At 71.6% G+C, this 13223-nt stretch carries 14 protein-coding genes; 4 read left to right on the top strand and 10 right to left on the bottom strand.

The window, feature by feature from the left end:
- Nucleotides 1–5: 5 nt before the first annotated feature.
- Together FHX81_RS29895 and FHX81_RS29890 are read right to left on the bottom strand one after the other, a co-directional pair.
- Nucleotides 6–905 carry a transketolase family protein gene (locus FHX81_RS29895; protein ID WP_141981519.1) on the bottom strand — a complete coding sequence of 300 codons (900 nt, stop codon included), beginning with the start codon at nucleotides 903–905 and terminating at the stop codon, nucleotides 6–8.
- Entirely contained in the window at nucleotides 902–1597 is a 696-nt protein-coding gene (locus FHX81_RS29890; RefSeq protein WP_211363597.1) for a thiamine pyrophosphate-dependent enzyme, read from the bottom strand. Before FHX81_RS29890 ends, FHX81_RS29895 begins: the two co-directional genes overlap by 4 nt.
- A gap of 53 nt (nucleotides 1598–1650) precedes the next feature.
- On the opposite strand from FHX81_RS29890, the gene soxR reads away from it, so the two are divergent.
- A complete protein-coding gene (soxR, locus tag FHX81_RS29885; RefSeq protein WP_141981517.1) occupies nucleotides 1651–2112 on the top strand; it encodes a redox-sensitive transcriptional activator SoxR in 462 nt (153 codons plus the stop codon).
- A gap of 51 nt (nucleotides 2113–2163) precedes the next feature.
- Nucleotides 2164–2679 (top strand): RNA 2'-phosphotransferase, encoded by a 516-nt coding sequence (locus FHX81_RS29880; RefSeq protein WP_141984206.1) that lies wholly within the window; start codon nucleotides 2164–2166, stop codon nucleotides 2677–2679.
- Here FHX81_RS29880 and FHX81_RS29875 read toward each other — a convergent pair.
- The 5 genes from FHX81_RS29875 to hisD all read right to left on the bottom strand — a co-directional run bounded on the left by FHX81_RS29875 (nucleotide 2651) and on the right by hisD (nucleotide 6581).
- Entirely contained in the window at nucleotides 2651–3241 is a 591-nt protein-coding gene (locus FHX81_RS29875) for a TetR/AcrR family transcriptional regulator (RefSeq protein ID WP_141981515.1), read from the bottom strand. The genes FHX81_RS29880 and FHX81_RS29875 overlap by 29 nt on opposite strands.
- A 171-nt stretch (nucleotides 3242–3412) precedes the next feature.
- Entirely contained in the window at nucleotides 3413–3568 is a 156-nt protein-coding gene (locus FHX81_RS40835) for a hypothetical protein (RefSeq protein WP_170232219.1), read from the bottom strand.
- On the bottom strand, nucleotides 3569–4168 hold the full coding sequence (gene hisB, locus FHX81_RS29870; RefSeq protein WP_141981513.1) for an imidazoleglycerol-phosphate dehydratase HisB: 600 nt from the start codon (nucleotides 4166–4168) through the stop codon (nucleotides 3569–3571).
- Nucleotides 4165–5268: a histidinol-phosphate transaminase gene (locus FHX81_RS29865; protein ID WP_141981511.1), complete on the bottom strand. Its 1104-nt coding sequence runs from the start codon at nucleotides 5266–5268 to the stop codon at nucleotides 4165–4167. Before FHX81_RS29865 ends, hisB begins: the two co-directional genes overlap by 4 nt.
- Complete coding sequence (hisD, locus tag FHX81_RS29860; RefSeq protein WP_141981510.1) at nucleotides 5265–6581, bottom strand: histidinol dehydrogenase; 1317 nt, start codon at nucleotides 6579–6581, stop codon at nucleotides 5265–5267. The genes FHX81_RS29865 and hisD overlap by 4 nt, the downstream gene beginning before the upstream one ends.
- Before the next feature lie 148 nt (nucleotides 6582–6729).
- Here hisD and FHX81_RS29855 point away from each other — a divergent pair, with 148 nt between their 5' ends.
- Nucleotides 6730–8043 carry a M14 family metallopeptidase gene (locus FHX81_RS29855; RefSeq protein WP_141981508.1) on the top strand — a complete coding sequence of 438 codons (1314 nt, stop codon included), beginning with the start codon at nucleotides 6730–6732 and terminating at the stop codon, nucleotides 8041–8043.
- A 91-nt stretch (nucleotides 8044–8134) separates the two neighbouring features.
- On the opposite strand, the gene FHX81_RS29850 is transcribed toward FHX81_RS29855, so the two are convergent.
- From FHX81_RS29850 to FHX81_RS29840, 3 genes are all read right to left on the bottom strand, one after another.
- Complete coding sequence (locus FHX81_RS29850; protein ID WP_246108311.1) at nucleotides 8135–9631, bottom strand: Fic family protein; 1497 nt, start codon at nucleotides 9629–9631, stop codon at nucleotides 8135–8137.
- Between the two features lie 39 nt (nucleotides 9632–9670).
- Nucleotides 9671–10801 carry an aminotransferase class V-fold PLP-dependent enzyme gene (locus tag FHX81_RS29845; protein WP_141981504.1) on the bottom strand — a complete coding sequence of 377 codons (1131 nt, stop codon included), beginning with the start codon at nucleotides 10799–10801 and terminating at the stop codon, nucleotides 9671–9673.
- A gap of 61 nt (nucleotides 10802–10862) precedes the next feature.
- The gene (locus FHX81_RS29840) at nucleotides 10863–12407 is read right to left on the bottom strand and encodes an ABC transporter substrate-binding protein (RefSeq protein ID WP_246108030.1); all 1545 of its coding nucleotides are present in this window, start codon (nucleotides 12405–12407) and stop codon (nucleotides 10863–10865) included.
- Nucleotides 12408–12436: 29 nt separating this feature from the next.
- Between FHX81_RS29840 and FHX81_RS29835 the strand changes: the two genes are divergently transcribed.
- On the top strand, nucleotides 12437–13213 hold the full coding sequence (locus FHX81_RS29835; protein WP_141981500.1) for a carbon-nitrogen hydrolase family protein: 777 nt from the start codon (nucleotides 12437–12439) through the stop codon (nucleotides 13211–13213).
- Nucleotides 13214–13223: the final 10 nt, after the last annotated feature.

Below are 13223 nucleotides of genomic sequence, written 5' to 3'. Positions count from 1 at the left end.
AGAGATCATGCCGCAGCGACCGGGTGCCCGAACATCCGACGCACGGCCGCGGCGACGCCGAGCACGTCCAGGTCGTGCGCCGAATCGTGGTCCTCGGCCGTGCCGTAGGCCCGCAGCTCGGCGTCCCGCCGCACGCCCAGCGACCGCAGCCGGTGCGGCACGTCGGCCAGCGCCTCGGCCGCCGGGTGCGCGGACGTGCCCTCCAGGTACGGCTCGACCAGCAGCACGTCTGCCCGGTCGGCGCGGTCCACCGCCGCCCGCAGCCCGGCCGCGTCGAACGGCCGCACGGTGGTCGCGTAGAGCACCGTCACGTCGGCGTCCCCGGTGGCCTCCAGCACCGTGTCGAGCATCGGTCCGACCGCCACCACCACGCCCCGCGCGCCGCGCCGCACCTCCGTGAACCCCTCGACCACCGGGTGCGGCGCGGCGTTCTGCCGCAGCGAGAGCCGGATGTAGAGCCGGTCCTCCCGCGCCAGCGCGTCCCGCACGATCGGCGCCACCTCCTCCGGGTGGCCGGGCACGCGGACCGTCCACCCCGGCAGCGTGTCGAACAGCGCCACGTCACCGGGCGCCTGGTGCGTGCGGCCCCACACCGGGTCGTCGTACGAACCGCCGATGCTGACCAGCACGCCACCCAGGTCCTGGTGCCCGAAGTCCAGCTTGACCTGCTCGAACGGCCGCTCGACCAGGAACGGCGCGTAGGTGTGCACGACGGGCCGCAGCCCGCTCAGCGCCAGGCCCGCGCCCACCCCGACCATGGCCTGCTCGCGGATGCCGACGTTGATCACCCGCTCGTGCGGTGCGAACGCGTCCCGCGAGATCTCCGCGAGCACGACCGCGACCCGCGGGTCGTGCCGCATCACGTCCTCGACGGTGTCCACGAACACCTGCCGCATCGACGTCATCGTTGTTCCCCCTCGCGGATCTCCGCCACCACGACCAACGGCCGGCCGGGGTGCTCCTGCGTGAACGCGGCGTGCAGCGCCTCCTGGTCCCGCCCGTCCACTGTGGAGGACTGCCAGCCCTCGACCTCGAACCGCTTCGCCACCCCGCCGGGCCACCCGTGCGTACCGGAGGCGTTGTCCACCACCACGGTCACCAGCCGGTCCAGGCCGAGCCGCCCGGCCAGCGCGATGGCCTCGTGGTTGCTCCCCTCGTCCAGCTCCGCGTCGCCGACCAGCACGAACGTCCGCGCCGTCCGGCCCTGCAGGCGCAGGCCGAGCGCGGTGCCGACGGCGATCGGCAGGCCGTGCCCCAGCGAGCCGCTGCTGATCTCCACCCCGTTGACCAGCACGCGGTCCGGGTGCTGGCCCAGCGGCGAGTCCCACGCCGTCCAGGTGTCCAACGTGGACGGCTCGAGGTAGCCCTTCGCGGCCAGCACGGCGTAGTACGCCATCGGGCCGTGCCCCTTGGACAGCAGGAACCGGTCGCGGTCCGGGTCGTCCACCCGGTCCGGCGAGACGTCCAGCACCCGGTCGTAGAGCACCCACAGCACGTCCAACGTGGACGCCGCCGCCCACTCGTGCTTCTCGTCCCCTGTCATCCGCCGGAACAGCGCGGGGATCTCCGCGAAGCCCGACTTCTCCTTGACTGCCATGACCCCACGAGACAACTTCGACTTAAGTCGAGGTCAAGCACTACCATCCGTTCGTGAGCAAGTTGCCGGATATGTTGACCATCGGTCAGGTGGCCGAGCGCAGCGGGGTGCCGCACACCGCGCTGAGGTTCTACGAGGAACGCGGGCTGATCACGTCCGAGCGGACGTCGGGCAACCAGCGCCGGTACCCGCGGCACGTGCTGCGGCGGTTGGCGTTCATCCGCACCGCGCAGCGGGTGGGACTGTCCCTGGAGGACGTGCACGCCGCGCTGGCGACGCTGCCGGACAACCGCACGCCGACCAAGTCCGACTGGAGCAGGCTGTCGGCGACCTGGCAGTTGGAGCTGGACGCCCGGATCGACGCGCTGCGGCGGCTGCGCGACCGGCTGACGTCGTGCATCGGGTGCGGCTGCCTGTCGCTGCGCAGTTGCACCCTCCACAACTTCGACGACGAGCAGGCCGCCGACGGGCCGGGCGCGCCCAAGCTCAAGCCCGCGCTGGAGGGCGGCACCTGAAATGCGGTTGTGGGCCGTGGTGCACTGGAGGTCGTGCAAGAGAAGAAGCAGATGGTCCGCTTGTCGAAGCGGATGGCGAAGGCGCTCCGCCACGACCCGCAGCGGCTCGGCCTGACCCTGGACCCGGCGGGCTGGGTGGACCTGGACGAGTTCGTCCGCGCCCTGGGCGTGACCGAGGCGCAGGTGCTGGAGGTCGTGGCGGACAACGACAAGCAGCGGTTCGCGATCGAGGACGGGCGCATCCGCGCCAACCAGGGGCACACCGTCGAGGTGTCGCTGGACCTGCCGGTGGCCGAGCCGCCCGCCGAGCTGTACCACGGGACGGTGGGCCGGTTCCTGCCCGACATCTTCCGCGACGGGCTGCGGCCGATGGCACGGCACGACGTGCACCTGTCCGCGACCGTCGAGACGGCCGTTCGGGTCGGGTCACGCCGGGGCAAGCCGGTGGTGCTGGCGGTCGACGCCGCCGCGATGGCCGCCGACGGCCACGAGTTCCGGGTCAGCGCCAACGGCGTGTGGCTGGTGCCCGTCGTGCCCGCTAACTACCTGCGAGAACACGTCTCGTGAGCCAGTCGAGGCCCGCGACGACCTCGTCCGGGCCGAGCCCCCGCACGTGTCTTTGGTACTGGTAGACCTCGGGGGCCAGCGGTGCCATCAGGGCGTCCACCACGGCGGTGGGCGCGCCGTCCACCAGCGCGGCGACGTGACGCCGCCAGAAGCCGTAGGCGCCCGCCCGGAACCGGGCCCGGCCCGTCTCCGCGCCGAGCACCAGGTGCAGGTGCCGTTCCAGCAGGCCGACCATGGTCCGGTAGAACGCGGCCAGCCGCTCGTCGGGCGGCGCGCCCGGCCCCAGCGGCGGCGGCCCGGTGAGGATGCGGTCCTGGATGTCGGCCTCGTGCTCGTCCAGCAGCGCCTGCGCGATCGACGTCGTGTCCGGGTAGCGCCGGTAGAGCGTCGCCCGACCCACGCCCGCGGCCCGGGCGATGTCCTCCATCGTCACGCCGACCGCCCCACCGGCCGCGGCGAACACCTCTTCCGCGGCGGCGAGCACCCGGGCCCGGTTGCGGGCGGCGTCGGCCCGCTCCCGACGACGACCGACGATGGTGGCGGCCTCAGCCGGTGACGACATGTGACCAACCATACGCAGAACGCCGAACCGCCCGCGCCCAACCGTCCCGAACGTCGAACTCACCGGTCCTGAGCGTTCGACTCTCGGGTCCTGAGCGTTCGACTCTCGGGACCTGAGCGTTCGACTCTCGGGACCTGAGCGTTCGACTCTCGCGAGAGTCCGACGTCCGGGTCAGAGCAGCCAGGCGATGGCGGCGCCCACGGCGACCACGGTCAGGACCAGCAGGACGACCGCCAGGCCGCGGGCCGTCTTCCACGTGCTGTAGACGCCGCCGCCCAGGAAACCGGCCAGCGCGATCAAGCCGATGACCACGTACTCCTTGGGCATCTACAGGACGCCCTTGGTCGACGGCACGCCACCCACGCGCGGGTCCGGCTCGACGGCCGCGCGCAGCGCCCGCGCGATCGCCTTGAACTGCGCCTCGGCGATGTGGTGCGGGTCGCGCCCGTACTCCACCCGCACGTGCAGCGCGATCCCCGCGTGGAACGCCAGCGAGTCGAACACGTGCCGGTTGAGCACGAACGGGTAGTTGCCGCCGATCGTGAAGGTGGTGAACTGCTCCGGCTCGCCCACGTGCACGCAGTACGGCCGCCCCGACACGTCCACCGCCGCGTGCGCCAGCGTCTCGTCCATCGGGATCCACGCGTCGCCGAACCGGCGGATGCCCGCCTTGTCCCCCAACGCCTCCCGCAACGCCTGCCCGAGCACGATCGCCACGTCCTCCACGGTGTGGTGCGCGTCGATCTCCACGTCGCCGGTCGCCCGGACGACGAGGTCCAACGACCCGTGCACGCCCAGCGCCGTCAGCATGTGGTCGTAGAACGGCACCCCCGTCGCGATCTCGACCCGCCCGGTGCCGTCGAGGTCCACCTCGACGTACACCGACGACTCCTTGGTGGTCCGCTCCACCTTGCCGACCCTGTTCACCGGCCAACCTCCTTGCTCGCCGCGAGGAACGCGTCGTTCTCCTCCGGAGTGCCGACCGTCACCCGCAGATGTCCGGCGATGCCGACGTCCCTGATCAGCACACCGCGTTCCAGATACGACCGCCACGTGGCGTGCGCGTCCTCGAACCACCCGAACAGCACGAAGTTCGCGTCGCTCGGGACCACCGAGAAGCCCAGGCCCACGAGCGAGTCCACCACCCGGTCCCGCTCGGCCGCCAGCTTCGCCACCGACCCGAGCGTCTCCGCCGCGTGCCGCAACGACGCCCGCGCCGCAGCCTGCGTCAGCGCCGACAGGTGGTACGGCAATCGCACCAGCTGCAACGCGTCCACCACGGCGGGCGCGGCGGCGAGGTAGCCCAGCCGGCCGCCCGCGAACGCGAACGCCTTGCTCATGGTCCGGCTGACGATCAGCTTCGCCGGGTGGTCCGCCAGCAGCGCCACCGCGCTGGGTCGCGACGAGAACTCCGCGTACGCCTCGTCCACCACGACCACGCCGGGCGCGGCCTCGATCAGCACGCGCAGGTCGGGAAGCGGCAGGCTCTGCCCGGTCGGGTTGTTCGGGCTGGTCACGAACACGACGTCGGGCGCGCGTTCGGCCACGATCGAGGCCGCCTTCGCCACGTCCAGCGAGAAGTCCGCGCGACGCGGTGTCGGCGCCCACTCGGTGCGCGTGCCCGCGGCGATGATCGGGTGCATCGAGTACGACGGCTCGAAGCCCAGCGCCGACCGGCCCGGCCCGCCGAACGCCTGGAGGATCTGCTGGAGCACCTCGTTCGACCCGTTCGCCGCCCACAGGTTCGCCGAGGTCAGCGGCACGCCGGTGGACGAGCCCAGGTAGGCGGCCAGGTCCTCGCGCAGCGCCACCGCGTCCCGGTCCGGGTAGCGGTGCAGCTCGCCCGCGATGGCCGCCACCTCGCGCACCACGTCCTCCACCAGGGCGGGCGTCGGCGGGTACGGGTTCTCGTTGGTGTTCAGCCGGACGGGCACGTCCAGCTGAGGCGCGCCGTACGGTGTACGGCCGCGCAGGTCGTCCCGCAGGGGCAGGTCGCCGATCTCGACCCGGTCGCCGATCGGCCTCATGCGCGGAACCTCGCCGTGACCGCCTGGCCGTGCGCGGGCAGGTCCTCGGCGTTCGCCAGCGCCACGACGTGCGGCGACACCTCGCGCAACGCGTCCGCGCTGTAGTCGACGACGTGGATGCCGCGCAGGAACGTCTGCACCGACAGCCCCGACGAGTGCCGCGCGCACCCGGCGGTGGGCAGCACGTGGTTTGAGCCCGCGCAGTAGTCGCCCAGCGACACCGGCGAGTGCGCGCCCACGAAGATCGCGCCGGCCGCGCGCACGCGGGCGGCCACCTCGCGCGCGTCGGCCGTCTGGACCTCCAGGTGCTCGGCGGCGTAGGTGTCCGCCACCCGCAACCCCTCGTCCAGGCTCGACACCAGCACGGTGCCGGACTGCCGGCCGGCCAGCGCCGTGCGCACGCGCTCGCGGTGCTTGGTCGCGTCGACCTGCCGCGCCAGCTCGGCGTCCACCGCGTCCGCCAGCTCCGTCGACGTGGTCACCAGCACGCTCGCGGCCAGCGTGTCGTGCTCGGCCTGGCTGATCAGGTCGGCGGCCACGTGCACCGGGTCGGCCGTGTCGTCGGCCAGGATCAGGATCTCGGTCGGCCCGGCCTCGGCGTCGATGCCGATCAGGCCGCGCAGCAGCCGCTTGGCGGCGGTCAGGTAGATGTTGCCGGGACCGGTCACCAGGTCCGCCGGCTCCAGGAGCCGGCCGTCGGTGTCCGTGCCGCCGTACGCCAGCAGCGCGACGGCGAGCGCGCCGCCCACGGCCCACACCTCCGTGACGCCGAGCAGCGCGGCGGCGGCCATGATCGTCGGGTGCGGCAGGCCGCCGAACTCCGCCTGCGGCGGGGAGCACACCACCAGCGACTCCACGCCCGCGATCTGCGCCGGCACCACGTTCATCACCACGGTGGACGGGTAGACGGCGAGGCCACCGGGCGCGTACAGGCCGACCCGGGACACCGGCACCCAGCGCTCGGTGACCGTGCCGCCGGGCACGACCTGGGTGGTCGTGTCGACCCGGCGCTGGTCGGCGTGCACCTCGCGGGCGCGGGCGATCGACTCCTCCAGCGCCGCGCGCACGGCCGGGTCGAGCTCGGACAGCGCGCGCTCCAGCTCGGCGGCGGGCACGCGGATCGACGCCGGGCGCACCTTGTCGAACTTCTCGCCGTGCTCCAGCACGGCCTCCACGCCCCGTTCGCGCACGTCGTCCACCAGCGGCCGGACGTGATGCAGCACCGCGTCCACGTCGACCTCGGCGCGCGGCAGCGCGGCACGCAGTTCGGCGGGTGACGGGACACGACCTCGCAGGTCGATGCGGTTGAGCATGCCCACAAGGGTAAGGCGTCGCCAATTCCGTCAACTGTCAGCCTGGCCACGGGTGGTGAACCCGACAAACGGCGGCTACCTCGATCCGTGACCGGCGCGCCACTCTGCGTACGCATCCGTCGCAAACCCTGCTGATGATGGAGGCTTGATGTTCACCAAGCGGCGCGGCCTTGTGGCCGCCGCGCTGGTCGCGAGCGTGGCCCTGGTGCTCCCCGCGCACCCCGGGTCCGCTCAGACGGCGACCGCGCACCCCACCGAGCGGACCGTGTTCGAGGTCACCGCCACCACCCCCGAGGCGCGCACGAAGGTCGCCCGCACCGGCGTCGACGTGCTGGGCCGGAACGGCGACACGCTCACCGTGATCGCCGAACCCCGCCAGCAGTGGCTGCTGCGGGCCACGGGGCTGCCGATGCGCGACACCGGTGACGCGGACGCCCAGCTCGCGGGCCTGGGCAAGGCGGACTTCACCGACCCGCAGCTCGGCGCGCTGGACTTCCCGTCCGGCTACACCGGTTACCACAACTACGCGGAGATGGTCACCGAGCTGAACCAGACCGTCCGCGACCACCCGAACCTGGTCACGCTGCGCAGCATCGGCAAGTCGTACCAGAACCGCGACCTGTGGATGATCAAGATCAGCGACAACCCGTCGGTCGACGAGGCCGAGCCCGAGGTGCTGTTCACCTGCAACCAGCACGCGCGCGAGCACCTGACCGTGGAGATGTGCCTGCACATCATCAAGCGGTACACGGACAACTACGCGTCCAACGCGGCCATCAAGGGCGCGGTCGACAGCCGGGAGATCTGGGTCATCCCCAGCGTCAACCCGGACGGCGCGGAGTACGACATCGCCACCGGCTCGTTCCGGGCGTGGCGCAAGAACCGGCAGCCGAACTCGACGTCGACCGGCACCGACCCGAACCGCAACTGGGGCCACCAGTGGGGCTGCTGCGGCGGTTCCAGCGGCAGCGGGTCGAGCGAGACCTACCGCGGCCCGTCGGCGTTCTCCGCGCCGGAGGTCGCCCGCGTCCGCGACTTCGTCAACGGCCGCGTGGTCGGCGGTGTGCAGCAGATCAAGTCGCACATCGACTGGCACACGTTCTCGGAGCTGATCCTGTGGCCCTACGGCTACACCTACGCCGACACCGCCGCCGGCCTTGACGCCACCCAGGCCAACGTGTTCCAGACCATGGGCAGGCGGATGGCGTCGCTGAACGGCTACACGCCGCAGCAGGCCAGCGACCTCTACATCACCGACGGCAGCGTGGACGACTGGATGTGGGCCGCGCACAAGATCTGGAGCTACACGTTCGAGATGTACCCGGCGTCGGCGAGCGGCACCAGCGGCTTCTACCCGCGCGACACCGTGATCGCGGCGCAGACCTCGCGCAACGACACCGCGGTGCAGCTGTTCCTCGACTACTCCGACTGCGTCCCGCGCATCACCGGGCGCACCTGCTGACGGCCGCCACGGCCTGATCGACCTGCGCGGGTTCGACGAAGTAGTGGGGCGAGGCCCGCACGACCTCGTCGAGCCCGCGCCGGGTGATGTTTCACCCAAGACCCGAGGTGAACTTGGCCAGGGCGCTCGCCAACGTCGTGTCGAGCACCTCGACGACTGTCGCCCACTGGTCATCAGGTGAGTGCGTCCAGGTCCAGGTCACCGTCTCGGTCGGTGACGACTCGACGATCGGATCCGCGACCGAGGAGCCGTCCTCACTGCTGTCGGAACTCAACATCTCGGCGTAGACGGTCAGTGTCAGCACACCCGTCTCACCGATACCGGTCTTCTGCAGGAAAACCAGATAGCGCAGCTTCTGCTCAAAAGCCACGAGGTGCAGCCGTGTCCACCACACGCCTTCCCGGAGGTTGGTGTAGAAGTCGACACTCCGCGCCGCTCGGATAACTTGCCGTCGCCAATAACGTGCCTCGGCACTGGGAGGCGCGGCGCTCACTACGGTGGCTTTCGCATCATTGTCGATGCCTTCACGGAGGAGTGCGCCGATCTTATCTTTCATACCTTCGAGCCACGAGTGGATCTTTTGCTGGATTCCGTCAGCCAGCGCACCGACCCTGGCCGAACGATCAGCGGTGCCACTCGCGGACCGTAGTTCGCGGAGCCGGCCGATCCCGGCCTCGAGCACGGTCAGCGCGCCTGCCCCCTCGGCGAGGGCGTGCTCGGCGGCTACCGGACGCTCCAACTCACTTCGCAGCGCACCGATTTCGAGTTCCGCGAAGAACCGCACCAAGGGGCGCAGATCGCCCTCGTTGGCCCGGTCCAAGCACTGCAGATAACGCGTGCGCTCACGACGGTCGACAACCAGCGGCGCCAAGTCGTGCTTAAGGAGGATGAGCAACGTCAGGCAGCGCGCGACACGACCGTTACCGTCCTCGAACGGGTGAATCCGGACGAAGCGGTGATGCAACCACGACGCCTGAACGATCGGATCACGGTCGCCGTAGTCACGGTACAACTCGACCAATCGATCCATCTGCGATGCCACTTGTTCCGGTGGCGTATATTCCAGCAGTGACCCGTCCGGACGGGTTACGTGGTTGACTTGCTGCTTCCACTCGCCATGGTGCAGAGTCGCCTGGAACACCATGCCGGTGGGGCCTGTCGCCGTGTACGTAGGCTGCCGCCTCGTCAGTGCCACGTGCAGTTCTTTGATCAACGACACGGAAAGGTCACGACCTTCACGCGCGGACTGCACCAAAAATTCCAAAGTCTCGTACTGCGATCGCACGACTTCAAGAACGTCCTCGTTGACTGAGCCGTCACCGACGCGAGCCACCGCGTCGGCTGTCAGCCCTTCAGCGACCAACGCCTCGGTGACGCCCCAGTCGATGTCGTACAGCCGCTCGATGATGCCCGTTTCGATGGCATGGCGCCGCAAAGACCTGCGACGCGCCTCGTGGAATGCCTCGTCATTGGCCGCAACTACCGACTTCCAGGCACCCTGAATAGCACGTACCGTGTCGAGCAACGACTGAAGATCGCCGTTGAGCACCGGAAGGGGTTCGACCTCAGTCCACGGCATGTCTGCCATCGTCACCGTCGAATGGTATCGCCGGTCAGTCAGGACAAATCACCGGGCGCACCTGCTGACGGCCGCCACGGCCTGATCGACCTGCGCGGGTTCGACGAAGTAGTGGGGCGAGGCCCGCACGACCTCGTCGAGCCCGCGCCGGGTCATGTCCAGCAGCGTGGACGACGCGCCGCTGACGGTGACCGTGACGCCGTCGCGGGCCAGCCGGTCCCGCACGTCGGCCGCCGCGACCCCGTCCACCGTGAACGTGACCAGGCCGGCCTTGCGCACGCCGGGGTCGCGCACCGTCACGCCGGGCAGGGCGCTCAACCCGTCACGCAGCCGCTGCGCGCGCTCGCCGACCTCGCGTTCGATCACGTCGATGCCCTTGGCCAGCGCGTACCGCGCCGCGGCGACGAGCCCGAGCCGGTCGGCGACGCTGCTCTCCCAGATCTCGTGAACCCGGGCGTCGTCGCGCAGCCGGATCTCGTCGGGCGCGACCCACTCGGCGCTGTGCAGGTCGACCAGCCTGGGCCGCATCCGCGCGGCGGCCTCGCGGCGCACGACCAGCACACCGGTGCCCCGCGGCCCGCGCAGCCACTTGCGGCCCGTGCCCGCGATCAGGTCCACGCCCAGCTCGTCGGCCCGCACCGGCAACTGCCCGATCGACTGGCAGGCGTCCAGCAGCACCAGCGCGCCCACCGCGTGCGCGGCCTCGGCGACCTCGCGCGCCGGGTTGACCAGCCCGCTGTTGGTGGGCACGTGCACGAGCGAGACCAGCTTCACCCGCTCGTCCAGCATCTCCTTGAGCGCGTCCACGTCGACCTGCCCGAACGCGTCGGACGGCACCGCCTCGGCCGTGGCGCCCACCTCGCGCGCCCGGCGCAGGATGGGGATGGCCGTGCCCGCGTACTCGGCCTCGCTGAACAGCACCCGGTCCCCCGCGACCAGCGGCACGGCGTCGAACGCGGTCAGCCACGAGCGGGTGGCGCTGTCGGTGAACGCGACCTCGTCCGGCCGCGCGCCCAGCAGCTCGGCGAACACCCCGTACCCGGCCTCCAGGTCGTCGGCCCGCTCCCGCGCGGCGACGTACCCGCCGACCTCCGCCTCCCGCCGCAGGTGGCCGATCACCTCGTCCAGCACCTCACGCGGCGGCAGGGAGGAACCGGCGGAGTCGAGGAAGATCGTCACGGCGTCCCCTTCAGCTCGTGGACCACACCACTATCGCCACAAGGATGCAACAACATCGGCCCTAGCGGGGCGTCCACTTCTCCAGGTTCCACCACGGACCCCACGACAGCGCGCCCCGCGCGTGCGGGTCGACGACCTCCTGGTAGCCGTTCCAGTTCTCCCGCACCACGTAGGTGTGCTGCACCGACGCCAGCACGACCATGCCCGGCGCGGCCGCGTACGCCCGCTGGAACTGCTTGTAGGCCGCCGCGCGCTGCGCCGGGTCCAGCACCGTGCGCCCGATGTCCAGGGCAGCGTCGACCTGGGGGTTCGAGTAGCCCCACGGGTTGGGCGTGTGCAGCTCCTCGTAGGTCATCAGGTCCGGGTCGAACGGCGTGCCGCCGCCGTGCAGCAGCGCGTCCGCGCCCAGCCTCGGCGTGACGGCGTCCCAGCCCAGCCCGGCCAACTGCACGTCGACGCCGACCGCCTTGGCGTCCGCCGCGAACGCGGTGGCCAGGTCGGCGCGCACCACGTCGCCGATCGGGTACATCAGCGTGAACCGGGCTGCCACCCCGTCGCGCGCCCGCACGCCGTCCGCGCCGCGCACCCAGCCCGCCTGGTCCAGCAGCAGCTCGGCCAGCGCCTTGTCGTGATCGAACCGCGCCCCGGTCTCCACGAACTCCGGCAGCGCGTCCGGCACCGGCGTGGTCGCCACCGCGCCCTTGCCGCCGAGCAGGTTGTCCACCATGCCCTTGCGGTTGACCGCGTGGTTCAACGCCATCCTGATCGCGCTGTCCCCCGTCACGGGGCCACCCGGCAGCGTGACGGCACGCAGGTCGGCGGTGCGGTGCGTGATCACCCTCATGCCGTTCGCGGTGCCGAACGACGCGGCCAGCCGGGGCGGCAGCTCGGTGCCGTCGAACTCGCCCGCCTGCATCCGCTGCGCGCGCGTGTTGTCGTCGGGCACGAACACCACGGTCAGCTTGCGGATCTTCGGCTCGCCGCCGAAGTAGTCGGTGTTGGCCTCCAGCACCATCCGGTCGCCCTTGCGCCACTCCACCAGCTTGTACGGGCCCGTCCCGACCGGTCGCACGTCGGGCAGCGGCCCGCCGAGCGCTTCGCTGGGCAGGATGCCGAGCACCAGCGTGTGCGGGAACGCCGCCCACGGCCGGGACAGCGTGAAGCGGACCGTGCGCACGTCGAGCTGCTCGACGCCGGTCAGCTCCGGGTACGCGGCCCGCTCGGTCGAGCCGGACGCCGGGTCCAGCAGCGCCCGGTAGGTCGCCACCACGTCCTCGGGCCCGAACGAGGTGCCGTCGGTGAACCGGACGTCGTCGCGCAGCCGGACGGTCCAGCTCAGCCCGTCCGGGGCGGGCGCGGGCGGGTCCGCCGCGAGCTGGGGCCGCACCGAGCCGTCCGCGCGGTGCTCCACCAGGCCGTCGTACAGCTTCGACACGCCCTCGCGGCCGTAGCCGAGCAGGGGGTTCACCGTGGTCGGCTCGATCGGGTCGGCCAGCACGAGCGCGCTGTTGTCCGAGGTGCCCTCCGCGCTCGGTGTCGTCGTGCCCGTGCACCCCGCGGCGGCGAGCGAGGCGACGAGGACGAGCGGGGGCAGGAGGGAGCGCACGAGACCCGACACTACCTAGAGTGGGCCACATGCGTGTCGCCCTCTGCCAGATCACCTCGTCCAGCGACCCGGCGGCGAACCTCGACCTGGTGCGGTCGCAGACCGGGCGCGCGGCGGCCGCGGGCGCCCGCGTGGTCGTGTTCCCCGAGGCCACCCTGTGCCGCTTCGGCGTCCCCCTCGGCCCGGTGGCCGAGCCGCTGGACGGCCCGTGGGCGAGCGCGGTGCGCGACATCGCCGACGAGCACGGCGTGGTCGTGGTGGCGGGCATGTTCACGCCCGCACCCGACGGCCGGGTCACCAACACCCTGCTGGTCACGGGCGCCGGCCACCACGTCGGCTACGACAAGATCCACCTGTTCGACGCGTTCGGGTTCACCGAGTCGCACACGGTCGCACCCGGCGCGGCGCCGGTGGCCGTCGAGGTCGACGGCGTCACGTTCGGCCTGGCCACCTGCTACGACGTGCGGTTCCCGGAGCTGTTCCGGGCGTTGGCCGACCGCGGCGCGACGGCCGTGCTGCTGTGCGCGTCGTGGGGCGCGGGACCGGGCAAGCGGGAGCAGTGGGAGCTGCTGGTCCGCGCCCGCGCGCTGGACTGCACGTCGTGGGTGCTGGCCTGCGGCCAGGCCGATCCGGGCGTCGACCACGGCGCGCCCACGGGCATCGGCTACAGCACCGTCGCGTCGCCGTTCGGCGAGGTGGTCGAGCAGTTGGCGGGCGAGCCGGGCCTCGTGCTGACCGAAGTGGACACCGAGAGTGTCACGCGCGCGAGGAACGCCTTGCCCGTCCTGGCGAATCGCCGGCTCTGAAGTTCTTTCG

Origin of the sequence: Saccharothrix saharensis (genome assembly GCF_006716745.1) — a bacterium.
GTDB classification, from domain to species: Bacteria; Actinomycetota; Actinomycetes; order Mycobacteriales; family Pseudonocardiaceae; genus Actinosynnema; species Actinosynnema saharense.
The sequence above is the reverse complement of the archived record's forward strand: the minus strand, read 5'-3'. Positions and strand labels throughout refer to the sequence as shown.